This is a genomic window from Acinetobacter genomosp. 33YU, from assembly GCF_001990725.1.
Classification (GTDB): domain Bacteria; phylum Pseudomonadota; class Gammaproteobacteria; order Pseudomonadales; family Moraxellaceae; genus Acinetobacter; species Acinetobacter seifertii.
This window is the reverse complement of the sequence record NZ_LFZQ01000006.1, coordinates 74,739-100,956: the sequence shown is the minus strand read 5'-3', so window position 1 is coordinate 100,956 and position 26,218 is coordinate 74,739. Positions and strand designations below refer to the sequence as shown.

22 protein-coding genes are annotated in these 26,218 nt (G+C 36.7%); 5 read left to right on the top strand and 17 right to left on the bottom strand.

The annotated features are described in order from the left end of the window. Positions 1-34: 34 nt before the first annotated feature. Positions 35-1,081 carry an NAD(P)H-dependent flavin oxidoreductase gene (locus AC056_RS06825; protein ID WP_077163129.1) on the bottom strand — a complete coding sequence of 349 codons (1,047 nt, stop codon included), beginning with the start codon at positions 1,079-1,081 and terminating at the stop codon, positions 35-37. Between the two features lie 111 nt (positions 1,082-1,192). After that, the gene (locus AC056_RS06820; protein WP_077163128.1) at positions 1,193-1,894 is read right to left on the bottom strand and encodes a VIT1/CCC1 transporter family protein; all 702 of its coding nucleotides are present in this window, start codon (positions 1,892-1,894) and stop codon (positions 1,193-1,195) included. Between the two features lie 250 nt (positions 1,895-2,144). Here AC056_RS06820 and AC056_RS06815 point away from each other — a divergent pair, with 250 nt between their 5' ends. Further along, positions 2,145-3,362, top strand: a complete 1,218-nt coding sequence (locus tag AC056_RS06815) for a tetratricopeptide repeat protein (RefSeq protein WP_139344628.1) — start codon at positions 2,145-2,147, stop codon at positions 3,360-3,362. Positions 3,363-3,364: 2 nt separating this feature from the next. Beyond that, on the top strand, positions 3,365-4,501 hold the full coding sequence (gene wecB, locus AC056_RS06810) for a non-hydrolyzing UDP-N-acetylglucosamine 2-epimerase (protein ID WP_077163127.1): 1,137 nt from the start codon (positions 3,365-3,367) through the stop codon (positions 4,499-4,501). 7 nt (positions 4,502-4,508) lie between these two features. Here wecB and AC056_RS06805 read toward each other — a convergent pair whose 3' ends face one another. From AC056_RS06805 to AC056_RS06765, 9 genes are all read right to left on the bottom strand, one after another. Next, entirely contained in the window at positions 4,509-5,414 is a 906-nt protein-coding gene (locus AC056_RS06805; RefSeq protein ID WP_077163126.1) for a hypothetical protein, read from the bottom strand. Beyond that, positions 5,392-7,236 (bottom strand): hypothetical protein, encoded by a 1,845-nt coding sequence (locus AC056_RS06800; protein WP_077163125.1) that lies wholly within the window; start codon positions 7,234-7,236, stop codon positions 5,392-5,394. The genes AC056_RS06805 and AC056_RS06800 overlap by 23 nt, the downstream gene beginning before the upstream one ends. Next, positions 7,237-8,487, bottom strand: coding sequence for a glycosyltransferase family 2 protein (locus AC056_RS06795; RefSeq protein WP_077163124.1), 1,251 nt, complete (start codon positions 8,485-8,487; stop codon positions 7,237-7,239). It lies immediately after the preceding gene. Then, positions 8,474-9,370 (bottom strand): hypothetical protein, encoded by an 897-nt coding sequence (locus tag AC056_RS06790; protein ID WP_077163123.1) that lies wholly within the window; start codon positions 9,368-9,370, stop codon positions 8,474-8,476. Before AC056_RS06790 ends, AC056_RS06795 begins: the two co-directional genes overlap by 14 nt. Beyond that, positions 9,370-10,110, bottom strand: a complete 741-nt coding sequence (locus AC056_RS06785; RefSeq protein ID WP_004700036.1) for a hypothetical protein — start codon at positions 10,108-10,110, stop codon at positions 9,370-9,372. Before AC056_RS06785 ends, AC056_RS06790 begins: the two co-directional genes overlap by 1 nt. A gap of 194 nt (positions 10,111-10,304) precedes the next feature. Then, positions 10,305-11,747 carry a deoxyribodipyrimidine photo-lyase gene (phrB, locus tag AC056_RS06780; RefSeq protein ID WP_077163122.1) on the bottom strand — a complete coding sequence of 481 codons (1,443 nt, stop codon included), beginning with the start codon at positions 11,745-11,747 and terminating at the stop codon, positions 10,305-10,307. 102 nt (positions 11,748-11,849) lie between these two features. Next, complete coding sequence (locus tag AC056_RS06775) at positions 11,850-12,332, bottom strand: FKBP-type peptidyl-prolyl cis-trans isomerase (protein ID WP_004700040.1); 483 nt, start codon at positions 12,330-12,332, stop codon at positions 11,850-11,852. A gap of 135 nt (positions 12,333-12,467) precedes the next feature. After that, entirely contained in the window at positions 12,468-13,754 is a 1,287-nt protein-coding gene (locus AC056_RS06770; RefSeq protein WP_077163121.1) for an NAD(P)/FAD-dependent oxidoreductase, read from the bottom strand. A gap of 98 nt (positions 13,755-13,852) precedes the next feature. Then, complete coding sequence (locus tag AC056_RS06765) at positions 13,853-15,172, bottom strand: D-alanyl-D-alanine carboxypeptidase PBP6B (protein ID WP_077163120.1); 1,320 nt, start codon at positions 15,170-15,172, stop codon at positions 13,853-13,855. A 171-nt stretch (positions 15,173-15,343) separates the two neighbouring features. Here AC056_RS06765 and AC056_RS06760 point away from each other — a divergent pair, with 171 nt between their 5' ends. Both AC056_RS06760 and AC056_RS06755 read left to right on the top strand, forming a co-directional pair. Next, positions 15,344-17,047, top strand: a complete 1,704-nt coding sequence (locus tag AC056_RS06760) for a M61 family metallopeptidase (RefSeq protein ID WP_077163119.1) — start codon at positions 15,344-15,346, stop codon at positions 17,045-17,047. A 400-nt stretch (positions 17,048-17,447) separates the two neighbouring features. Further along, on the top strand, positions 17,448-19,685 hold the full coding sequence (locus AC056_RS06755) for an NADP-dependent isocitrate dehydrogenase (RefSeq protein ID WP_019457697.1): 2,238 nt from the start codon (positions 17,448-17,450) through the stop codon (positions 19,683-19,685). Positions 19,686-19,805: 120 nt separating this feature from the next. Here the strand turns inward: AC056_RS06755 and AC056_RS06750 are convergent, their stop codons facing one another. Next, positions 19,806-20,594, bottom strand: a complete 789-nt coding sequence (locus AC056_RS06750; protein ID WP_039255298.1) for an rRNA large subunit pseudouridine synthase E — start codon at positions 20,592-20,594, stop codon at positions 19,806-19,808. 200 nt (positions 20,595-20,794) lie between these two features. On the opposite strand from AC056_RS06750, the gene icd reads away from it, so the two are divergent. After that, entirely contained in the window at positions 20,795-22,051 is a 1,257-nt protein-coding gene (gene icd / locus AC056_RS06745) for an NADP-dependent isocitrate dehydrogenase (protein ID WP_077163118.1), read from the top strand. A gap of 590 nt (positions 22,052-22,641) precedes the next feature. Here icd and AC056_RS06735 read toward each other — a convergent pair. The 5 genes from AC056_RS06735 to AC056_RS06715 form a co-directional block, all read right to left on the bottom strand. Next, entirely contained in the window at positions 22,642-23,037 is a 396-nt protein-coding gene (locus AC056_RS06735; protein ID WP_077163117.1) for a hypothetical protein, read from the bottom strand. Between the two features lie 244 nt (positions 23,038-23,281). Further along, a complete protein-coding gene (locus AC056_RS06730; RefSeq protein WP_077163116.1) occupies positions 23,282-23,962 on the bottom strand; it encodes an immunity 52 family protein in 681 nt (226 codons plus the stop codon). Between the two features lie 137 nt (positions 23,963-24,099). Continuing rightward, complete coding sequence (locus AC056_RS06725) at positions 24,100-24,792, bottom strand: hypothetical protein (RefSeq protein WP_039255546.1); 693 nt, start codon at positions 24,790-24,792, stop codon at positions 24,100-24,102. A gap of 80 nt (positions 24,793-24,872) precedes the next feature. Further along, a complete protein-coding gene (locus AC056_RS06720; protein ID WP_039255548.1) occupies positions 24,873-25,562 on the bottom strand; it encodes a hypothetical protein in 690 nt (229 codons plus the stop codon). Positions 25,563-25,576: 14 nt separating this feature from the next. Then, positions 25,577-26,215, bottom strand: coding sequence for a Tox-REase-5 domain-containing protein (locus tag AC056_RS06715; protein WP_039255550.1), 639 nt, complete (start codon positions 26,213-26,215; stop codon positions 25,577-25,579). Between the last annotated feature and the right edge of the window lie 3 nt (positions 26,216-26,218).

Here is a 26,218-nt window from a genome sequence, read left to right as displayed (position 1 = left end):
AACCAGTACACGACTGGTTGCTTAAAATCTTCATTTATTCATTATCTAACATTTCAACAACCAGTTGATTGATCAGATCAGAAGCACCTAATTCGCGTATTTGTGCAACATTACTTCCTGCCCAAAACGCACCAAAACCATAGTCATGGTGTTTGCTCGCAAGAGCATTGAGTTGTTTTGCTAAATCGTAAGCATATGGATACTCTGGTTGAACAGGTCGAGTAGGTGAATCAATTTTGGTATGCCAATGGTTTAATAAACCGCGAGCTGGACGCCCAGAAAGGCTAGCACTAATTTGCGTTACAGGTTCAGTAAATAATGCTTTGCGATATTCAGCAGAAGCATTTGAAGTTTGGCATTGGACAAATGCTGTACCTAACTGGACTGCGGTTGCTCCTAAACCCAACATATGTTTGGCCTGCAAGCCAGTCATGATGCCACCCGCAGCTATAACAGGAAGCTTACAATGCTTCACAATCAATTGGACCAAATCACTGGTTTTAATCGCTGCATCAAAAGTTTGGTTGAAAATTCCTCGATGTCCACCTGCTTCAATACCTTGAGCAATGATGATATCGATACCTGCTGCTTCAATCGCTTGCGCTTCAATCAGGTTGGTGGCCGAAACCATAGTCAAAATACCAGCTTCTTTCAAAGCTTTAATTTGATGCAGATGTGGAATACCAAAATGGAAGCTCACTGCTTTAGGCTTAGTTTCTAAAACAACATTTAAAAAGTCATCATTGTCTAAAAAACTTGGATAAATACAGTGCAACTCTTGAGGAGGTTGAACACCAAATTTTTCAAAATCAGGACGTAAATATTCAATCCATTGTTTTGCTTTTTCTAGGTTAAGCTCTGTAGATTGATGACAGAAAAAATTAACCTGAAATGAGTTTTCAGTGAGTGCTTGAGTTTTTAAAATTTGTTCACGTGCACTTTGTGGAGTGTTTGCTCCCAAACCTAATGATCCAAGGCCTCCTTGATTTGAAACCTCGGCTGCTAGTTCTGGTGTAGAAACGCCTGCCATGGGAGCCAGAAAAATTGGATGTTTAATTACAAGTTGTTGTAATAGGCTCATTTTATTCACCTCATTTCTTTCACTTCACCATAACGTGAAAATAGAATGAAGAGCAAATAATATTGGCTATTTAATTTTTAAATATTCTGGAACACTATTTAAAAGATCTTTTTATAATGGCGTGACATTAAATAAAGAACCAATCCAGCTTGAAAAAGCCATTGCTAAAATTCCCCATAAGGTAATACGTAAACTGCCTTTAAGTTTAGATGTACCAGCAAAGTAACTTGAAAGTGCACCTAAAATCGCTAATGAAAGAATTCCTGTGGCTAGGACAGCAGGCATAATCCATTGATTCGGGCTGAGTAATATAGCCAGCATGGGGAAAAAAGCCCCAAAAGAAAATGATGCAGCAGATGATAGTGCGGCCTGTACAGGATTGGCTGCGGTATTTTCATGAATGCCGATTTCATCCCGAGCATGTGCACCCAATGCATCATGACTGGTTAGCTGTAAAGCAACTTCTTGAGCTAGTTCTTTAGATAAGCCTCTAGAAATATAAATTTGAGTTAGCTCATCTAACTCTTTTTGAGGGTGCTTAGAGAGTTCTTTTGCTTCAATCGCTAAATCTGCTTTTTCAATATCTTCTTGAGATTTTACAGAAATATATTCTCCGGCAGCCATTGATGTAGCCCCAGAAATTAGTCCAGCAATGCATGTAATTAATAAAGTATGTGAGTTAGCTCCACTTGCTGCCATACCCATAATTAAACTAGTGACAGAAATAATTCCATCATTGGCTCCTAATACTGAAGCTCTTAACCAACCTGAACGGTGAATTGCATGATGCTCTGTATGATGTGGAAAAGCCATGTGTTTTGCCTTATAAATGTTTTATAGATGCTATGAAATTTTACAAATTATTGATCAAAAAATATGTCATCATTATAGGGAATTTAGGGATACTAAAGAATAGATCAATAATAAAAATGGAGACTAAACTATTTATATTAAATCATCCTTAACCTAACTTAACGATGTAACTCATTATTTTAAATTATGATATTTATTGATCATTCTAACAAATTACCCTTAATAACTCTAATTTACTGTAGAGGTGATAATGAGAAATAGCAAAACAATAAACTCTATAACGCATTCGATATTACTCATGGGAGTAGTCATTTCTTCAGCGGTAGTAAGTGTGTGTTCTGCTTATGCACAAGACCCAGTTACCTCTGAATATAAACCTGGAAACCTCATTTATGATAAATGGGACAGATTCTATAAAATAGAGCAGTCTCAACCTCAAGAAGCAGAAAAAATATTAGTTGAGCTGAGTAAGCTGACCCCTACAGATATTAAAGTCTGGAAAAGCCTGACTTATTTACAGATTCGGCTCGAAAAAAGAGATGAGGCTTTACAAAGTTTAAGACAAGCAAGAGCTTTAGCTCCTCAAGACGACACTTTAAAATTACAAGAAGCATATTTGCTGAATCAACAGAAAAAGAATCGTGATGCACTGGTTTTATTTAAAGAACTAACTTCATCTTCAAATCCAGCAATTGCTGCGAAGGCAACTCAAGCGGTTAAAAATTTAAGTGGAGGTGAGGTTAAGCCATATTTTGGGGATATCTATTTTGCACCCTCTTATGAGTCACGTTATGACGATGTTATTTTTCCTTTAAAAGTTCGGTACGGTAAAAACATCGACAATGGTCGTACTCAAGTCTACGCTTTTCTTAATTTAAACCGTGATACTAAATCTCAAGGTGGAGTACGACCTGAAATTATTGATGAAAATGCAGTTACTCTTGGGGTAGGTGCAAATTATCAACCATGGACTTCTATTCCTGTTCGAGCTTATGTCGAAGTTGGCGGAAGTTATGACTTGATTGATCGAAATCGAAAAAAATTTCGTGAAAGTGTAGTTGGAGGGGTAGCAGGTTATCAAGAGTGGTATTCGCAATCTAACTGTAATCATACACTTTGTTTAGATAATTACTTTACTGACCTCTATGGCAATGTCGCGACTTATTCAAGAGAAGACTATAACGTTATTGGAGATTTGCGCTTACGCACAGGTTTAAATTTATATAAAGGAGATAATGGAACTGTGCAGGCTTATGTGAAATTGCATGGCTTAGCAGACAGTAAAAATGAGTATTACAATAATTTATTTGAATATGGGCCAGGGATTTCATGGCAACCTTTTAATTATCAACCGATAAAACTTCGTGTTGAACGTTTATATGGCAACTATTTTAAAGACGTGCCTGTTAATACAAAAGATCATTACAACAATACTCGTGTAGAACTTGTTTTTTATAAGGACTTCTAATAATGAAAAAAATTTTTATTTCAATTGTATTTGGTACTCGTCCAGAGCTAATAAAGCTAGCTCCGGTAATTTTATTAGCAAAACAAGACTCACGATTTCAGGTAGAAGTTATTTTCACGGGGCAGCATGATGAATTAGTGCGAGATGCTATAGATTTCTTTGGGGTTGAAATTGACCACCGACTTAAAATTATGAATGCAGGACAAAGCCTAAATCAGCTGTTAATTCATGGTTTGACACAACTTGAACATGTCTACACCGATGGTCAAAAACGAGATGCGATTGTCATTCAGGGGGATACTACGACTGTGTTAGCTGCTGGGTTAGTCGCATTTTCAATGAAAATCCCTGTTGCCCATGTAGAAGCAGGTTTACGTTCTTATGATTTAGACCATCCTTTCCCAGAGGAAGGAAACCGTCAGCTAGTTTCGCGTATTACTAAATGGCATTTTGCTCCGACTGAACAATCAAAAAGAAATCTACTTAATGAGCAAATCAAGCCTTCTTTAATTACAGTGACAGGCAATACTGTGGTTGATGCTGTATATTTAGGCAGAAAATTAATTTCTGAAAAAGCTGGTTTAAAAAATCAGCTCGAACCTTACGGAATTGAGTTAAAACAAAACGATAAAGTCGTACTTATTACCGCTCACCGCCGTGAAAATTTTGGTGAGGGAATTCAAAATATTTGTAATGCAGTTGAATATTTAGCTAATCATCATCCTGATTTACATTTTATTTGGCCTGTGCATTTAAACCCAGCTGTACATGATGTAGTGCATGATAAGTTTAAAAATCATGCTCAAATTCACTTGGTTAAACCACTTGATTATCCAAGTTTATTAGCCGTCATAGACCGTTCTATCTTCATTTTAACAGACTCTGGTGGTTTACAAGAGGAAAGCCCATCGTTTAATAAGCCTGTATTAATTTTACGAGACACTACTGAACGACCTGAAGTAGTAGAGGTGGGCGCAGGAGTACTTGTTGGAACAAATCAGCAAAAAATTATTGATGAGGCTGAAAAACTTTTAACAGATTCGCAGCATTACCAAAAAATGGCAAATGTTGAAAATCCGTTTGGTGATGGGCGTGCTGCCCAGCGAATATTAGATGAAATTGCCAGAACTTCTGAATAAAAAGTATTTATTTTGAATTTTCTGATTCACTTATGGTAGTTGGAATGCTGCCATAAGTCAGGCGATACCATAAACCGACGATATAAACCGACCAGCGTCCCATATAGTGGGGACCATCAAAAATATAAATTGTTTTGCCTTCATACGCTTTAATCTGAGAAATAATTTCCCAAGGATAGGCTGCTCTGAATTGTCCATTTTTTTTGGTGCGAAATGCTTCTAGTACAATAACAGTTTTATTTTTTCCAAGAGTTTGTTCAAGTTGGTCTAAAATATGTCTTGCTTGTTGAGGGGTTCTTACGCCGACACCTACACCATCTTGGAAAAAGACACCAGCTTGGCTCGGTAGCCAACTTTTAACCCATAAATTATAATTTTCAGGTTCTCTTTCACCACTATAAATGCTCACCCAAATAGGTGCTGGCAGTTTTTCTAGAACATGACCTAGTGTGCTTACCCTTAACCAAGTTGGATCAGCTTCAACTGGAAAATAGTAACCTTTTAAAGATGCATCATTTTGTTCTTGAATAATTTGTGCAGATTTTTCTCCTAAAGCAACAACATTTGCACGTGCTGCTGGTTCATTATATTCACCAGCTAAACCTAATATGAGATTTTTAGCCCAAGGTTGTTGCTTAATTTTCTGTATATCAATGGCTTTTTCCCACTGTGGGAGGTTGGAGTTTGTCCACCACGATTTAGATTCAACGACTGACCACTGGGGAACAAAAGTGTTGACTCCTAAATAATGCCAGTTTCCTTTTGGAGGAGTGGTATTGTTATCTGGTTGCCAAAAAATTCCTTCGATGACTGGTGGTTGTCCATGATTTTTGAACAACCCCGCATAAGCCACTACACTACATATAATTAAAATAATAAAAGCAGTTATTTTAATTGGTATCTGTTTTCTCATTATTACGTCGTAACCAATACCACAAGAAGATCACTATTATCATAATTGCAGAGATAATCACAACCAGTAAAAAGAATGAAGATTGTTGAACTAATGGAGCTTTTTGATTACCTACAATTAATTTTTGGAGAACATAAATATTGCCGTTTTCTGAAACCAACATTTTGGTCACATTATTTGGAATTTTATGTTGAATGCTTCCCCATAGATGCATGAAGGTTTGTGCACCATTTTCAGAGTCAGTAATGACATCAAAGCGATTATTGTTATAACTCACAATAAAACCGTTTGCTGCTGCTGGCGCATAAATAATGTTTTGATGCATTGAGACTTGTTGTTGATAAATCTGTTTATTCACAATCACATTAACTGCTTGTGGAGCATTTGGAGAAAAACGTACTAAATTCAGTGGCATTGGAGCATCAGTAAGTAACATTTTTTTAGCGACTTGCCCTAATGTAACCGCAATATTTAATGCACCAGATTGATCATCAATTGCAATTGTTGGTTTGGTTGCTAATGTCATGGAAAGGGCTGCCACCCCATTTTTAAGTTTGTGTGGAAGCTTGACAGTCGATTTGGCTGTATCGACCCAAAGTGAACCATGAGCAGTGGGCAGACATTGAGAGTTGGCAATGACCGAGTTTTCAAGCTTCAAGCTAAAGTTGGTTGTATTAGAAATAGATTTCGCGAAAATGTTGAATTGTCGATTAACTGGGTCAGAGGCAAGATCTGCCGTTTTCATACTACCTGCAAGACCACCATCAAGCCATGCCGTAATGTTTGAACCCTGTAATAGGCCGCTTTGAATACGAAGGGCAATTTGTCCTTGTAGGATGTCAGTAGGCTGCCATACTGCTGGAAAATCGAGAAACAAGTTTTTTTCAGCGTGATTTAACCGAAAATCTTCAATACCTAAGTCTGCAAGCGTATCAATTTTCTTGAATTGAGCCCAAGCAGGTGCTGAAATTGTAGTTGGGAAAATTGCACTGCCTGTATCAAGCTGCTGTACATAAGCTGGATTAATTAATCCATTAATAGCAGCAGTAAGTTCTTGTGGTGTGTGATAAGTGATAGAGAGGGTAGGAGCACCATCTGTCGGTTTTGAAATTTGTACAAAGGTTCCATTTTTAAGTGGAGGTGTCGATTTTATTATTTCAATAACAAACTTGGTTTCAGGGTTTAAATTGGTTTGTCCAGAATCGATCCATTCAATAGGAGTGACAGAGCTCCAAGAGGTTGCTAGTCGAGCAAGCATAGAGGCTTCGGTAATCTCCTTGCGGTTATATTTCAAGATACCGACAAAAGGAGTAGGTCTTTTCGCTTGGGGGTTAAACAAAGCATCAGGTAAATCTTTTAAGCGATAAACATTTCGAATAGATGTAAAGTCGAGTTGAGAATTACTTAAATATGTCAAATGATCTATATCTTCTGTACAGAATGTATCTTTGGCTTGATTTAAAGAGGTTGGTTTAGAATATTGCTGAATAATAAAATCTAAACGATGGAAACCAGTCTTGCTGGCTGGAATATCAAATTTAAATTGTCCACTCCCATTTAAGGTGGTGTTATAGATGAGCTTATCGTCATATTTTACGAGTAATGTTGTGTCACTTTCAGTGGAATAGTCACTGGAAAACTGAATGTTCTGCCACTCTGCACCTTTTCCAATATAGAAAAAGTAAGGCTCAACGGTATATTTAGTTGATGTACTAATATCGTCTAAAGTCCATGTGTTGGTATGAGCTGGCACAGCTAACATAAGGCAACTGCTAGCAAGGAGTGCTTGTATGAGTGGATAAAGTTTGAAAGTCTTTTTCATTTATTTTTTCTCCTTGCTACGTTCTGTTTTGTACCACTGAAGTGAATTACCTTGTATTTTATTTTTTAGCATGTCGAATGCGGCTTTAAATACAATAAATAAGAATATTTGTGAGTAACTTACATAAGATAAAACTGAATAAAAATAGAGCTCTGGTTTAACCTTTTCTAGAGAAAGCGTAAACCACATTTGTGCTACATATAGACAAAATGAAAGGCCCCATAAGAGCGTAAATGGCCCAGGAACAGAAATACCTGCAATATCAAGTAAACCAAGCGTTAACGTAATATGACTCCAGAACAGAGCTGGTACGAAAAGGATATAGCACATGATGTTATTCAGAATTTCAATTCCGATGGGGAATGGTGTTCTGAGCGCTACTGGTAAATATTTACGTGTCACATAAAAATTACCTTGAGTCCAACGTGAGCGCTGTTTAACAAATACGCTTAACGAAGGCGGATCTTGCTGCCAACCAATTGCATAAGGAACCCATTTAATTCGTTTTTGTCCGATAAAAATTCGGAAACTCATTTCAGTGTCATCCACTAGCGACTTTTCGTCAAAACCACCTAAGGTTTCTAAGGCATCACGCCATATGACATAGTTAGTGCCCATCAATGTTGATAACTCAAAACGTTGCCAACGTCCACCTTGAAAGATCCATTGGAAAAAGATGAACTCAATCGCAATAAAGCGCGTCAAAATACTATCTTGCCAGTTACGGGTTCTTACTTTGCCATTTACAGCGACTAGTTTTTTATCTGCAAGTAGTGTTTGTGCGAGTAATCGAACGCAATCGGGTTCAGGAGTACTATCGGCATCATAAACAACAATTAATTCACCTTTAGCATGAGGAAGCCCGTTATTGAGGGTTCTTGATTTCCCTTTACCCCCCATACCTTTTAGAACATTAACAATTTTTATGCATGGATAAATTTTTGCGAGGCTTTCTGCAATTTCAAGCGTGTTATCTTTAGATCCATCATTAATTAGTAGAACTTCATAAGCTTCGGCTGGATAATCCTGTTGAGCAATTGCATGTAAAGTATCTTCAATCACTACGCCTTCGTTATAGGCGGGAATTAAAACGCTTAAGACTGGCCATCTCTCGGGGATAGGTAGATTTTGTAGTTCTTTTTCAGCTGTTTTTGAATATTTCCACGCTTGATAGCTTAGCCACGCCCAAAATGCTTGTGGAATCCAAATACCTAAAAAGCCAAATAAAAATAGAATATCAATTGGAGCCATTTGTACGGACCCTCCTAATAATAGAAGAGATGAGTAGCAATAATAGAATTAATCCCACTACTAAGGAGATCCATGAAATATAACTACCAAATGTGCCGAGAAGATCTGGATAAGTTGTTGTTAAAATCAGATCTAGAGGAACAACAACTACACTTAAACCAATAAATATATAACCGATAAGATTTGTACTGACATGTTCAGGGGTGCTTACATAATTAATATTATTAAATTTCCACGAAATACCGAGTTGCGGATAACGAATATTGGAAAGAGGCAAGTCGGCTGGAGGGTTAATGATAATTTCGTAACCTGAAACATGGCCGTTAAAGTTCTTGGCCGAATAAAATAAATGTTTACCTTGTTTAATTTCTCTGGATGGTATCGGTAAATTTTCTGAATTTAATGGAATAATATAACTACCCGCTGGCTGTGAAATTAAATTTTCATCCCATCCTGTACTCACAAACGCAGCCATTGGCCGTAAACCAATTGCTGTTGAAAATGTTGCCTTCGCAGCAAAATACTGAGGTTGTTCAGTTTTAAATAGTACTATAGGAATAGCACCTTGGCTTACTGCTTCTTTTAACAAGAAATAGTGGGGGAAACCAAAAACCTCATCTGGCAATATAATGCCGGGTCGAACTCCCTTATGAATAAACTTTTGAAAACTTTCAGAACTGATCTGGTCAAGAGTAAATACAGGCCACCAAGTATCTTGATAAGGGAAGAACATCGAAAGATCTTCTGGAGTTTGTACTTCAGTTTTTATTTGTTCAGCTTTGATTTCACAATGGTAATATTGCCGATAGAACTGTTGTAAAGTGGCGTCAGGATATTGGCTAGATGCGATCACAATTCCACAAATATTAAGAAGAGTAGACATTAGTTCATCTCCTCAGGTGGAATAACAATAACTTTATATTCAACCTCGAGACGCAGTGTCATAATTTCTCTTAGCTTTTTAATAAAGTCAGGCTCTTCGTCAGTTTTTTGCTGACGAATGACAATGCTGTATATGTTCTCTAAATCATCATCAGCAAATTGGAAAACAATTTCATTCGGTTGATGTTGGCTCAAAATCGTAATCATTTCATTTTGAGTGGTTTTCCAGACATCATCTCCTAACATTTCTTTGATTAGACTACGATTAAGAATTCTAATCACGAAGACTTCATAATCTTGCACATGATGATGATCAAGCAATCTAAAAAAACTATGTTGAAAATATTTTAAAGCGCTTAATGGAAAAATATCCCGACGATAATTTCGGTCATAGCTTTGAATATCGCGATATTTCTGAACGTTAGTTTCAATATTATGGCGTACGGCACTTAAAAAAACTGGAATAAGAGGAATAATAAAAAGTAAAAGAAGCTGACGTTCAATATGCGTTTGTGCTCCAAGGTCAAGGAGAAAATAAACAGATACGCCAATAAAAGCGAGTAAACCCACAATTAGTGATAAACCAACTTCTAAAAAAGCACCAGAAACTAAAAGAATTAGAATAAAAATCCAGCTTCCTCTAAAGCTTACAGGCAGCCACTCGTATGCAATCATTCCCATAAATAGATGAGCTGCAATAATCCATAAGACGAGTGTTCTACCTGGGTTCTTTTGTTGCATATGGTTTATGCTACCTTTTTTGTAATGTTAATTTTTTTATACTTTTATAATGAAAGGTCGTGATTTTGGAAGTTGTTGTTGTTTATGTCCTTTTTAAGTATCTATACTGTTTATTTGTAGTTGAAAGTCCCTTTATAGTCAAATCCCGTTATTATTTTTTAATCAAAAGTAAACATATAAGACGTAATTGTTAACTAAATACGCTTGAATGTTTCAATTGCTTTTAGGCGCGTTTCTTTTAAATCAACAATCGGTTTTGGATAATTCAACTGAAGAGACTTATTGGCTGAATAAGGGTCATGAATAGATTTGTTGTCTAGATGAGCTAATTCTTTTACCCATGTGCGAATATAATCACCATTCGGATCAAATTTTTGCGATTGGCTAATCGGGTTAAAAATTCGGAAATACGGTACAGCATCTGTTCCAGTTGAAGCACACCATTGCCATCCACCATTGTTTGCAGCTAGGTCTCCATCAATTAAATGTTGCATAAACCATTGCTCACCAATACGCCAATCGATCAGTAAGTTTTTACATAAGAACATAGCAGTAATCATTCGTACTCGATTGTGCATCCAGCCTGTTTGTAAAAGCTGACGCATTCCGGCATCAACAATAGGAATACCTGTTTGACCAGTTTGCCATGCAGTTAGGTGTTCTGGGTTATGATTCCATTGAATTTTTTGAGTGTCCTTTTTAAATGGAACATGTTTAGACACATATGGAAAGTCAAATAAAATATGTTGATAAAACTCTCGCCAAATAAGTTCATCTAACCATGTTTGCTGACCTTCATTGGTTAAATGAAAGTTACCATGTTGACTGCGGAATAATGCTTGTAAACACTGGCGTATAGATAAAATTCCAATATTTAAATAAGGCGAAAGTTTACTTGTACCTGTTATGTGGGGAAAATCTCGCTCGACTTTATAGTGAGATACCGAGTCTTCAATAAAATGATCTAGTTGTTCTAATGCATATGACTCGCCAACAGGCCATAAATCTTGCTGTTCTGTTGTAATGGATGAACAGAATAGCTTTTCAATTTCAGCTAAGTTTGTATTTTCCACTTCTAGTAAATCGGTTGGAACTTTAGTTTGTTTATTAGGTAAAGGATAACATTGAGGTAAACCACTAGTATCTAATTTTGAGTAGCACACTTTTTTAAAGGCACTAAAAACTTGATAAGGTTGTTCTGATTTATTGCGAATTGAACGCAGAGGAAAAATCGTGCGGTCATGAAATAAAAAAAGTTCTTTACTGTCTTTATTTAAAGTGTCTTGTACAGTTTTATCTCTTTTTAGTTCATTTACTCCTACCTCAATATTGGCATAAACATTTTCAATATTATATTTCTTACTAAAGTCAGAAATAGATTTGGCAATATCTTTCCAATAAGGGATGACCTGAATAACCAGAGGGATGTGAAGAGCTGCCAATTCTTCTTGAAGTTTTTTGAGTTGTCTTAAATAAAAACTAATTTTTATTGGAGCATCGTCGTGCTGTTTCCACTGGTCTGGCGATAAGATGACTAATGCAATTGAATTACCTTGTTGGCAAGCATGCCATAAAGCTGCATGATCGCGCACTCGTAAATCTTGTCGGAACCAAATCAATTGATAAGCATTTGACATGCATAGTCCAATAATAAATTAACTCACTGAATATTATATAAAATAAATGCATAAAAAAAGCAAAGCCGAAGCTTTGCTTTTTATCATCTTGTTAAAGATGAATTAGTGGTGGTGACCACCAGCACCGTGTACATGACCGTGATCAAGCTCTTCAGCAGATGCTTCACGGATTTCTACGATTTCAACTTCAAAAGTTAAGTCTTGGCCAGCAAGTGGGAAGTTAGCATCAACAACAACGTTGTCGCCTTCAACCGCTTTAACTGTAACGATTTGAACGCCGTCATCAGTTTGAGCTTGGAATTGCATACCAGGTTGAATGTTATCAACACCTTGGAACATTTGAGCTGGAACTTCTTGTACTAGGTCTGGGTTGTATTCGCCATAACCTTCAGCAGCTGGTACGTTTACAGTGAATTTATCACCAACAGTTTTACCAGTTAATGCATTTTCTAAACCAGGAATGATATTGCCTGCACCGTGCAAATAGGCAAGTGGTTCACCTTGAGATTGATCAAGTGTTTCACCCTCAGCGTTTGTTAATTTATAGTGGAATGAAACCACGTGGTTATTTGCAATTGCAGTCATGTTTTTGATCCATTCAATCAATTAAAGCGTACATCATAAAGTGAAAAATAAATTTTGTAGACTACAAAATCTCAATCTTTAACACTTTTTCTAATGCGTTTTTACCTATATAGGGATGAACTCAAAAAATTCAACTCAATACAGCTTAATTTTTGGTCGTACTCGTCTTGTAAGTAAATCTTTCACTGTAAGTAGTCCAGCTTGAGTATATCCGTGAATTGTTGCTTGATGTAAACGGTATAAAGATACGTACATTGTTTTAGCAATATATCCTTGTACACTGACATCCCCAAGTAATTCTCCAACGGCTTTATTACGACTTAAAGACACAAGTGAACCTTTGTCATTAAAAGTGAACATTGGCTGCGAACGGCCATTCAGTCTGGCAGCCATAGCATTAACTAAAAAGCTTGCTTGTTGACTGGCAACTTGAGCGCGTGGTCCAAGAGGAGGGTTTCGTGCATCAAGTTGGCAGTGTGCACAATCACCAAAAGCGAATACATTTGGGTCAGAATAAGTTTGCAGCGTAGCATAGACCATTAAACGGTTAATGTTGTCACGTTCGAAATCGGTAAAACTTTCAAGAACTTTCGGTGCTTTTACGCCAGCTGCCCATACCGTAATATCACTTTTGAGTTCATTACCGTTACTGAAATAGATGCAATCCTTATCAATTTTTTCAACGCGATGTCGAGTTAAAATTTCGATACCCATTTTTTGGAGCTGTTTTGCACTATGCTCAGCTGTTTTCTCACTTAAAGCAGGTAAAATACGTTCGGAAGCTTCAATCAGTGTAATTTTGACTTGATTCGGATGGATTTTTTTCAAACCATATCGGTAAAAGTTTTTAGTGGTTTCTATAAGCTCGGCAGCAAGTTCTACACCCGTTGCACCTGCACCAACAATTCCAATATTGAGTGTACGTTGATCTGGTTGATTCTGTGCTTCAATGTACAAATGCAAAAGATCTTGTTGGAAAATATCTGCTTGATTTCTACTGTCTAGAAAATGACAGTTTTCACGTACACCCGTTGTGTTAAAGTCATTGGATACTGAACCAAGCGCTAAAATAAGCGTGTCATAACTGAGTTTTTGAACTTGAGTGTTCTGTTCTTTAGACACTTGAGGAGGGACTAAATCTATTATTTTTTTCTCTTTATCAATTGCAACAAGTGTTCCCAATATAAATTCGTAATAATGTTTTTCTGCATGCGCAAAATAATTGGTTTGTTCTTCGTGAGGGTTTAAGGAACCCGCCGCAATTTCATGAAGTAGAGGCTTCCAGATATGAGTCAAATTTTGGTCGACTAATGTAATTTTAGCTTTACCACTTTTCCCAAAAGTTTCACCGAGTTGTGTGGCAAGTTCCAAACCACCCGCACCACCACCGACAATAACAATATGATGTAAACTTTGGGCCATTTTTATCACCTAATTATTTTTCTATAAAAAAAGATGGCTAAATTATGCCATCTTTTATTTATAAAATTTATTGTGCCTCTGTGCACAATTTGATGTTTTTAGTGCGAATCTACAGGGTAGAGTTTTGCTGCACTATGATTACTCGATGAAAAAATAGAGAACAAATTTGAGAACCACATCATGATTTTTTGGAAAATATTGGCTTCTTCAATATGCACATCATTTTCAATTTGCAGACTGTGAATCAGTTGATTGTTTTGATAAATTGAAACTGTTGCCAAGTTCATGGCTTTCATTAACGGTGCTGTTAATTTTTGCTCGTTTAATGCAATATTTACACGAGTTTGAGTCGTTTCTAGTGGAGCAATAGTTTTTAGTTGTTTATTGCTATCAAGGACTTGAATGCGTTGTGTTGCGTAATCAAACGTATTTAAATCAATTGCTGCTGGTTCGGCATATAAAGAAGTCGTGACAATAGTTGGCTGCTTAGTTTCAACCTTAAACATTTTTAAAGTTGATTTAATAACTGGTAGCTCAGCAATAAGTTTTTGCTGTGGAATAACTACTTCATCACGTGTATACGCATAAGCAAGATTCATTAACTTATCGGCAATTTCAGCACGCTTCACTGCACTTGCTGTACCTAAAACAATAACCAGTAAACGTCTTTGTGGTAGGTTCGGTGAAAACGAAGGACGTGAAGCTGTAAGTGCTAAATTATAACCTGCTGCTTTGGTATAGCCAGTTTTTAAACCATCTACAGATGGATCATATTTCAAAGCAAAGTTAGTTGCATGATGAAAACGTTGATTGTAGCTAAAGCTTGGCATTTTTGAATAATGTAAATATTCAGGTGTTTGGTGAATCACTGCCTGACTTAATAAGCTAAGATCATGCGCTGTCGTGTAATGATCAGGCATTGTAATACCGGCAGGGTTACTAAAATGCGTGTCTTTCATGCCTAAAGCTTGAGCTTCTTGGTTCATGCGTTGTACAAAATGAGGCACATCACCAGAAATTTTTTCTGCCAAAGTCACCGCAGCATCATTTGCCGACATCACAATTAAACCTGCCAAAAGCTGATCAACTGAAATTTGCTCACCTGCTTTAAGGTACATTTGTGATTCATCCCACTGAACCACGCTAACTACTGGTGTCGCAGTAATAACTTGATCTAGCTTTAATTTTCCAGCCTTAACCTCTTTTAATGCAATATAAGCAACCATCATTTTGGTTAAAGATGCTGGTGCACGTTGCACATGACTATTATGTTCAGCAATAACTTGACCAGATTGAGTATCTACTATTGTCCAAGCAGCGGCCTCGACGCTCTCAGGAGCAATATTAAGAAGGGCAGCATTGGTAAGAGTAGTACAGAAAATACTAAACAGTGTAAAAAGAGATAGGAAGAATTTCACTAGGTGACCTTGACGTTTACTGGCAAATACGGAACACAGATGCACAGCATGCTATGCCTTTTTTTTGTAGAAGGCTAGTCTGAATTGTTGCCAAAAAATACATCTACGCAAGTCGATACAAAAAAGTGATAATCTAAGGTGAAACCGTTCTTATTTTAAATTGAAGAATTTATGTTGCATTATCAAATAGAGTTCGATGATTACAAACAGCATCTTGTTCACGTCACAATTCGTTTTTTAGCGAATCCAAATCAGGAACTATGGTTACCAACGTGGATTCCGGGTAGTTATTTAATTCGTGAGTTTTCTAAGCATATTGAAGCTGTAAAAGCTTACGATGAAGCTGGGCGCATGCTCAATATTAAAAAAACTGAAAAAAATCGCTGGCGTTTATTTAACACCGATCATGAGTTAATTACTGTTGAATATGATGTCTATGCTTACGATTTATCAGTACGTGGTGCTTATGTAGATCAAACTCGTCTATATATTAACCCAGCCTGTGTATGCTTAGGTTTAGATGGACAAGAGCAATCTGCTTGTGAGTTAGAAATCTTTTTGCCTGACGAGTTAAAACACTTTCAATTAGCAACTGGCTTAGCTTCAAAAAGCTTAGTTAAGGGACGTTTTACCTTAAAAGCTGATCATTATGATCAACTGATTGATAGTCCATTTGAACTTGCGGAGCAAACACGTTTTAGCTTCGATGCTCATGGAATTGAACATGAATTTGCAATTTCTGGACAGCACAATACCAATATAGAACGTTTAAAAGCAGATATTGAAAAAATCTGTGCAGCTGAAATTGAAATGTTTGGTTCAGCGCCATTTAAAAACTATACCTTTATGACGATGGCAACAGGCAATAGTTATGGTGGCTTAGAGCATTGCAACAGTACTAGTCTGATTACACCACGTGATGATTTACCAAAATCGAATGAACCAACTGAACCTTCGAAAGACTATCAACGTTTCTTAGGGTTATGTAGCCACGAGTATTTTCATTCTTGGTTAGTGAAGTTTATCCGCCCAGAAAACTTTGCAAACTACAATTTACATCAAGAAGGTTATACCTCGCTACTGTGGATCTTTGAAGGTTTTACTTCATATTACGATGATCTCATTTTATTACGTAGCGGTGTGATCTCTCAGAAGTCTTATCTAGATTTGTTGAAGTCACAGCTTGATCGTTATTTACAAAATCCAGGTCGTTTTGTTCAGACAGTAGCTGAATCAAGTTTTGATGCATGGATTAAGTTTTATCGTCCAGATGAAAACACCAATAATGCGGGCACCAGCTATTACAACAAAGGCGCATTAGTTGCCTTATGTTTAGATTTAGGCTTACGTTTACGTGGTTCTAGTCTTGATGCCTTAATGCGTCGTTTGTATGAAAATACACAAAATGATATTCAGGTTAATGAACGTACCGTTTTCGATTTATGTGAAGAGTTAACGGGTGATAGTTGGGTTGAGCAAATTAATCATTTGATTAACACAACGGATGAGTTGCCGCTGGATCAGTTATTCCCTGAGTTTGGTTTAAGTTATACGCTTAAAAACGATAAGACTTTGGCTTATGGTTTAAAGCTAACCGATAAACCTGAAGGTGTATTGGTACAAAATGCTCAACGTGAAGGAGCTGGGGCAAAAGCAGGTATTTCTGCCAATGATGTCATTATCGCAATTGATGGATTAAAAGCGACCACAAAACTTATTGAGAAATATGCTAAGCAAAAGGGTAATTATCAAGTCTTAGCTTTCCGCCGTGATGAGCTGTTGTCGTTTGATGTTACAGGTGAAAGTATAAACTTAACTGAAGTTGAACTTATTATTGAAGATCAAACAAAAGCTGATAAATGGTTAAAAGCCTGAATAACAGTTAAATAGTTTATAAAAAACCGATGTTTCGTACATCGGTTCTTACTTTTTAGTAGATTTTAAAAATTGAAATAGGTGTTATCTTTGAGTTTATTTTGAATGAAAAGTATAATATTTGTCAGAACTCTGAAAGATATCTCATGTAATTTAAGACTGATCTATACCTTAAAAGTTGGTAAACGTGCATCTATTACCATAAGTTAGGTATAAGATTATTATCAATAGATTTAAATTATGTATTATTTCGCTGCGAAATGTCGTTATCACTGGATATTTCGTTGACTGGAAGCCAATGAGAGTCGATACTCTCAGGGTTTTATTTAAGCATATCGGTTCGTAGGCACTGGGCCAAAAGCTCGGTCCTCAAAACTCAATTCAACGGAAGGGGCTATATATGGCTGGTGAAAAGTCAACTATCATTTACACACTGACTGACGAGGCGCCATTATTGGCGACTTATTCGCTACTGCCGATCATTGAGACCTTTACTAAGCCAGCAGGTATCGAGATTGTTAAAAGTGACATCTCTGTAGCTGCACGTGTGCTCGCAGAATTCGCTGACTACCTAAGTGAAGAGCAAAAGGTATCCGACAACCTTGCTGAGCTAGGTCGTCTTACACAAGATCCAGATACTAACATTATTAAACTCCCAAATATTAGTGCCTCTGTTGCGCAATTGACAGCATGTATTAAAGAACTTCAATCTAAAGGTTTTGCAATTCCTGACTATCCGGAAAACCCAGCGACTGAAGAAGAAAAAACTATTAAAGCTCGTTATGGCAAATGCCTAGGTTCAGCAGTAAACCCAGTTCTTCGTGAGGGTAACTCTGACCGTCGTGCTCCTGCTGCCGTTAAAAATTACGCTAAGAAACACCCTCACTCAATGAGCGAGTGGAAACAGTGGTCACAAACTCACGTTTCACACATGGAAGAAGGTGACTTCTACCACGGCGAAAAGTCAATGACACTTGACCGTGCGCGCAATGTAAAAATGGAACTTATCACAAACAGTGGTAAGAGCATTGTTCTTAAGCCAAAAGTTGCGCTTCAAGAAGGTGAAATCATCGACTCAATGTTCATGAGCAAGAAAGCACTTTGTGATTTCTATGAAAAAGAACTTGATGATTGTAAAGAAGCTGGAATTTTATTCTCTTTACACGTAAAAGCGACAATGATGAAAGTTTCACACCCGATCGTGTTCGGTCACTGTGTGAAAATCTACTACAAAGAAGCTTTTGAAAAACACGGTAAGTTATTTGACGAGTTAGGTATCAACGTTAATAACGGTATGGCTGGGTTATACGAGAAAATCGAAACGCTTCCAACGTCATTACGTGAAGAAATCATCGAAGACTTACATGCTTGCCAAGAACACCGTCCTGCACTTGCAATGGTTGACTCAGCAAAAGGCATCACAAACTTCCATTCACCTAACGACATCATTGTAGATGCTTCTATGCCTGCAATGATCCGTGCTGGTGGTAAAATGTGGGGTGCTGATGGTAAGCAATACGATGCTAAAGCGGTAATGCCAGAATCAACATTTGCGCGTATTTACCAAGAAATGATCAATTTCTGTAAATGGCATGGTAACTTCGATCCGAAGACTATGGGTACAGTACCAAACGTTGGTTTGATGGCTCAAAAAGCTGAAGAATACGGTTCTCACGACAAGACTTTTGAAATTGCTGAAGCTGGTATCGCAAACATTACCGATCTTGACACTGGTGAAGTGTTATTGACTCAAAATGTTGAAGAAGGCGATATCTGGCGTATGTGTCAGGTGAAAGATGCTCCGATTCGTGACTGGGTAAAACTTGCAGTAACTCGTGCACGTAACTCAGGCATGCCTGCGATCTTCTGGCTTGACCCATACCGTCCACACGAAAACGAATTGATCAAGAAAGTACAAAAGTACTTAAAAGATCACGATACGACTGGTCTTGATATCCAAATCATGTCTCAAGTACGTGCAATGCGTTACACACTTGAGCGCGTAGTTCGTGGCTTAGATACAATTTCTGTGACTGGTAACATTTTACGTGACTACTTAACAGATTTGTTCCCAATTATGGAACTTGGTACTTCTGCGAAGATGTTGTCTATCGTTCCGCTTATGGCGGGCGGTGGCATGTACGAAACTGGTGCAGGCGGTTCAGCACCTAAACACGTACAACAACTTGTTGAAGAAAACCACTTACGTTGGGATTCACTTGGTGAGTTCCTTGCTTTAGCAGCTTCTTTAGAAGAGATGGGTGTTAAAGAGAATAATGCTCGTGCGAAGTTGCTTGCGAAGACACTTGATGAAGCGACTGGTAAATTGCTTGACAACGACAAGTCTCCATCACGTCGTACAGGCGAGCTTGACAACCGTGGTAGCCATTTCTACTTATCACTTTACTGGGCAGAAGCACTTGCTGCACAGAACGAAGATGCTGAGTTAAAAGCGAAGTTTACTTCACTTGCAAAAACTTTAGCTGAAGAAGAACCGAAGATTGTTGCTGAACTTGCTCAAGTACAAGGTAAAGCAGCCGATATCGGTGGTTATTACGCAATTGATCCAGCGAAAGTAAATGCTGTAATGCGTCCAAGCGCTACATTCAATGCTGCTCTTGCAAGTGTTGGTGCTTAATTACTAACTCGTATGAATAGCTTAAAAGCCGGTGTTTATACATCGGCTTTTTTTATTTTTTTATAAAAATAAATGGCATTAAAAAAAGCCCACTGACGTGAGCTTTTAAAAGATTAAATCTTAACGACCATTGCGGCCACGGCCACGTGGAGCTTTGGTATTTGGACGAGTTGTACCATTGGTCTTACGACGTGGCTTTTCACTTTCATCCATTTGCCAGATACGTTTTGTACCAGACTTTTTAACAGAACCATCTTTGTTCTTACGAACCATTGGTTTACCACCTGTACCACCTGGTTTTTTCACATAAGAACGTGAACGATAAGGTTGTTCTGCTGGCACATCTTTAAAGTCAGGGTAGAGTAGAGGTTCAATTTCTTTGGTCTCACCCGGTTCTAGTCCTAATTGAACTAAATCAATTGAACCAATTTTAGTACGAATGAGACGTAAAGTTGGGAAACCTACCGCAGAGGTCATGCGGCGAACTTGGCGGTTACGACCTTCACAAATAGAGATTTCAATCCAAGAGGTTGGAATGTTGGCACGGTAACGTACAGGAGGATCGCGGTCCCAGACCCATTCAGGTTCACTTACCTTAATTGCTTTTGCTGGTAAAGTCATACCATCATTAAGCTCTATACCCTTACGAAGTTGCTCAAGCGCTTCTTCAGTAACATCGCCATCAACTTGAACTAAATACGTTTTGTATTTTTTATTCGCAGGGTTGGTAATGAACTGATTCAAACCACCATGATCGGTTAAAAAAACTAAACCCTCAGAGTCCATATCAAGACGACCTGCTATGCGTAAAGTCGGGTCATCTATAAAATCAGAGACCGTCATATGCGCTTCGTCTTTACGAAACTGGGAGAGTACGTCATAAGGTTTGTTAAGAATGACGATTTTCATAAAAAATGACTTCTTCTTTCAAATAAGCGGTAAAAACATTGAGCTATATTTAAGTGTGAAATTTGCTTATTTCCCACATAAATCTCAAAAAGGATTAAATTCGATTAAGCTATTATGCGTTAATAAAAGTTGAAAGTATTGTTTATCGATAATTATTTTTGTTTGGTTAGTTAAATATTATAAAAGGGAGAATCTACACAATGGGTTATCAGAAGATCGTGGTTCCTGCCGATGGTGATAAAATTAAAGTAAAAGCAGACCTATCACTGAATGTACCAAATCATCCAATTATTCCTTTTATTGAGGGTGATGGTATTGGTGTAGATATTACACCGACCATGAAAACAGTTGTTGATGCGGCTGTCTTAAAAGCCTATGGCGGTAAACGTTCCATTGAGTGGATGGAAGTCTATTGCGGTGAAAAGGCTAATAAAATTTATGGCAGTTATATGCCAGAAGAAACTTTTGAAGCTCTGCGTGAATTTGTCGTTTCAATTAAAGGCCCATTAACTACTCCAGTTGGTGGCGGTATTCGCTCACTTAATGTGGCATTACGCCAAGAATTAGACTTGTACGTGTGTGTACGCCCTGTACGTTGGTTTGAAGGCGTTCCTTCACCTGTTCAGCACCCTGAATTAACCGATATGGTGATTTTCCGTGAAAACTCGGAAGATATTTATGCAGGTATTGAATGGAAAGCTGATTCTGAAGAAGCCAAAAAAGTGATTAAGTTCCTTCAAGAAGAAATGGGCGTCACAAAAATTCGCTTTCCAGAAGGATGCGGTATTGGAATCAAACCTGTATCTAAAGAAGGATCGCAACGTTTAGTTCGTAAAGCCATTCAGTTTGCTATAGATAATGACAAACCATCGGTAACCCTTGTTCATAAAGGTAATATTATGAAATATACCGAAGGTGCCTTTAAAGAATGGGGTTATGAGTTAGCTTTAGATCGTTTTGGTGGTGAACTCATAGATGGTGGGCCATGGGTTAAAATTAAGAACCCTAAAAATGGTAAAGACATCATAATTAAAGACGTGATTGCGGACGCTTTCTTACAGCAAATTTTGATGCGTCCCGCCGACTACTCAGTGATAGCAACCCTTAATTTAAATGGTGACTATATTTCTGATGCATTAGCAGCAGAAGTAGGAGGTATAGGAATTGCTCCGGGAGCAAATATCGGGGGTGCAATTGCCGTATATGAGGCAACACATGGCACAGCACCTAAATATGCTGGGCAAGATAAAGTAAACCCTGGTTCAATTATTCTTTCTGCTGAAATGATGCTTCGAGATATGGGGTGGACGGAAGCGGCAGACCTGATTATTAAAGGTATTTCAGGAGCGATTGCAGCAAAAACGGTGACTTACGATTTTGAACGTTTAATGCCCGGTGCAACCTTATTGCGTTGTTCTGAATTTGGTGAGGCAATTATTCGTCATATGGAAGATTAGACTGTCACAAAGAAGCCCTTAATGAGGGCTTCTTTGTTGTTTAATGAATATTATTTATAGTATTGAAGTTAATACAAATAACAAGCTATGAGTTCGCAGTATAAGCCCAAAGCATACAAGTCAGTACAGTTAAACTTAACAATATTCCACCCTGACCATAATGAGTTGCATAGAGGGGAACTTGTCCAATACTGTGCGTAAGTTTATAGTTCAAAATAGGTCTAATGCAAAAGAAAAACAGCGGTAATGAAAAGATTACCGTGTTACTCATTTTAATGGTAAAGCGGAAATAGTAACTAAATAGCCCTATTACCATTACATATAACAGAGTTTTGAAAAGTACTTCTCCACTGGTATAGACATCTATACCAACATAAACATTAAACTTCCATATAAGAAGGCTAAATGTAGCAATTATTGAAATAATAGTTACTACAACAGCATTTGCTGGGCTTGATACATTTAACATTTTTAAGTTTTAATTGATATAAAGTAATTTATTTAAAATATATATTATAAAAATATATATTTCAGTGACCATTTTTAACTTTATAAAAATCACGAAAAATCGTTATTCAGACTTTTTAAGACTAATGCGAATTTGAGCTTGTTTCTTTAAATACCCATAGCGCAAAGCAGAAGATAATGACGAGGAGTAATCCTAAAATTTGACCATGACCAGAGAGGTAAAATGGAACCTCTGGGATGGTTTGAATGGCTTTATAGTCAAGAACAGGCGATAGCCAAAAGTATGCAAATGGAATAGCAATTAAAAATTGTGTTGTAAACTCAATATGATCGCGTGTTAAAAAGCCAAGAGTAGCCGCTGTGGCAATATAAATAATAATCTTTAAAGAGACTTCATAGGATGTGGTGATGTCCAGGGCAAATATAGTTCGACATTTAAATGCTAATAATGAAACGCAGATAAAAGCGAACATCGCTAAGAGCTTCAAAAGCTCATCAATATAATTGTTATTGCTCATGTCTTACTCTATTTTAAGTATTAAAAATTATAAATTTTTATTGAATATAGATCAGAAAATAACAGTCCACATTGACATAATATGACATTTTTTGTCAGTAGGGCACTCTGCAAGCCTTCAAAAGAATGATCATTATGCATTTTGTAGTACATGTCTATACAATCTATTTTCACTTTGAGAAGATGTTAATATTTACAAAAAAAGCCCTTTCAAAGAGGGCTAAGAATCTATTTTGAATTACTCATTAAAAAAACAGTCTGGTAATCCCGCGTTCTGGAATAACGCCTAGCTCAATAAGGGCAATTGAGTTCTCTTGAACTATTTTCTTTAATTCGTCTGTCTCATCTGCCCAGTTTTCAGCAAAAACAAGAATAGTTCCTTTGTTGTATTGGTTATCTACTTCAACCTTTTTATAGAGGTGCGGTAAATAGTCTGCGGCTATACTGACAGGGACGTAGCAAATCGACGTGATTTCGCGTCGATGAGGAAAAATTTTTATATCAGCAAAGAAATCGGTATTAAGATAGATATATTCAAATTTAAAACATTCAAGAAGAGCATTAAATAGCTTAATTATTTGCTCCGTTTCTAGGACTTTTTCAAATGTCATTAGCAAGCCTACTCTATCGAACCGAAAACTAGCAAATAGGCGACTTTCTATCTGTGCGTTCCATAAAAGTATGCTTTTATTAATATTCTTTTTTCTTTTTTGAAAAAGATGGTTTTTCGCTTTCTCAGAAGGAAATGGATAGTCTAATGGTGGTTTTGAACTGGTTGCATTATTGACATACCAAGTCTTAAAAATAGGGTCAATTTCTGAAATTTTGTTTATAAACTGCGCTGTATTTTCAATTTGTGCAGTAATTTCACTATCTGTAGAGCCTAGTATTTTTGGAATACGGGTACTTAAAAAAAACTCTGTCATGCTGAGGTCCAATTCTTATAAAGGCATAAAATTGTTGGGATAAGTGATATTGTTTTATCTAACGATTATTTTTTGCTTTTATTTTCGATAAAACAGGGGGGCACGCCTTGTACCCCAACTATCACTATATTTATAGATTACTCACTAAAAAGACCTTCGGGTAATTCTTTTTCAGGAATTGCTCCAAGTTCAATAAGTGCTATCGAGTTTTCCTGCACTATTTTCTTTAATTCTTCTGTTTCATCTGCCCATTTTTTATCAAACACAAGAATAGAACCTTTGTTGTATTGGTTATCTATATCTACCTTTTTATAAAGATGTGGTAAATAGTCTGTGGCTATATTGATAGGAACATAGCAGATAGAAGTGGTAGGTAGTCTATGCTCAAAAATATTAATTTTTTTAAAAAATCCATCATTAATATAAATATACTGAAAATTAAGATTTTCCAATAAAGCCTTAAATAGTAGAACCATTTGCTCATCTGTTAAGACTTTTTTAAATGTCATAACTAAGCCAAAATTATCAAAATTGAAACTTGCAAAGTTGATTCTTTCTTCTAATCCATTCCATAAAGAAAAGCTTTCAAATTCATCTTCTTTTCTAAGGTTAAAGAGAAATTTTTGAGCCTTTTCTGAAGGAAAAAGGTAATCTAATGGTGCTTTAGTAGTATTCTCATCAGAGTCGTTTACATACCATTTCGAAAAAATTGGGTCAATTTGTGAAATTTTTTGAATCATTCGCTCTAAAGTTTCTAATTGAGCTTTAATTTCATGATCAGATGTACCTAAAATTTTTGATATACGGGTACTAAGAAAAAATTCTTTCATTTCATTAAACTATGTTTTGACTGTATTTTATAAGAAAGGGGAGTAATTTTCTTCCCCCCTATTCTTATTGTATTTAATAATTACTGAAAAAAAGAATCAGGAATAGTAGCTTCAGGAATTGCACCCAATTCTATTAAAGCAATAGAATTTTCTTGCACTTTTTTCTTTAAGTCGTCAGTTTCAGAAGCCCAATTTTCATCAAATACAAGAATAGTACCTTTGTTGTATTGGTTATCTATATCTATTTTTTTATAAAGATACGGCAAATAGTCAGCAGCAACATTTAAAGAGACATAGCAAATCGAAGTAGTCGGTAAACGATGTTCAAATACATTAATATCTCTAAAGAATTTATAATTAACATATAGATATTCAATTTTTAAATTCTTTAATAGCACTTCAAAAATTTGAACAATCTGTTCAGCACTTAGAACCTTTTGAAATGTTATTACTAGGGTAAAGCTTCTAAAGCTTAAACTAGCAGAGTCAATATTTTCCTCAAGGCCATTCCATAAAGAAAAGCTTTCAAATTGGTCAGCACTTTTTTTATTAAATAGATATTTGAATCCTTGTTCTGAAGGGATTTTATATTCTAAAGGTGCTTCAGGAGCAGTTTCATCATAATTATTGACATACCAATTCGCAAAAATTGGATCAATAACAGAAATTTCATTTACTATATTTTCTAGTGTTTTTAATTGCGCTTCAATGTCAGCTGAAGACTTTCCTAACTCTTTTGGTAGGCGTGTACTAAGGACAAACTCTCTCATTTTAATATCCAAATTTATAAAGGCATAAAAATTGTGTGAATCATATTTGCGATACGTTCATCAAAAAAGTCTTTCGTTTCTTTTTCATAAAAATACCAGTTTAACTTAGCAGTCTTTAAAGTTAGGACAACTGCTCTTTGGCTTGCAGCTTCTTTAATCATAAGATCAAAAACATTATTTCTAATGAATACTTTCATTTTAGGATCTAAAAATTGTGCATATCGGCCTTTCGCTTCGACCAGAATACATTCCATCGGCCATAGTCCATCAAAAGAAACACCACCTACTACCCATTCTTGCACCTTTGTTGTTTCCTTTTTATTTCCGGGTTTTAAAAAGGGCTCAGATGTTCTAAAGGTTAAAGGATAGCTAGATAAGTTAGCGATTTTGAACTGATATTGTGTATTAATTTCATTACCCATCGAGCGTTCAATTTCGTGCTTATTGCCTAATTGGTAAGGTTCGCACTTATTACATCGTTGTTGCTTTGCTATATCTTTACTGACTTCCTTAGCTAGAACAATGGTCGTCATACCTTTCGCTGCTTCGGTCGCAATAACTCTGCCGCCTTGAGCAGCGACAACTTCGCCTGCAGCTGGGGCAGCAGCTCGTCCACCAACCGCAGCGGCACCACGTAAAACAAACATCCACATTTC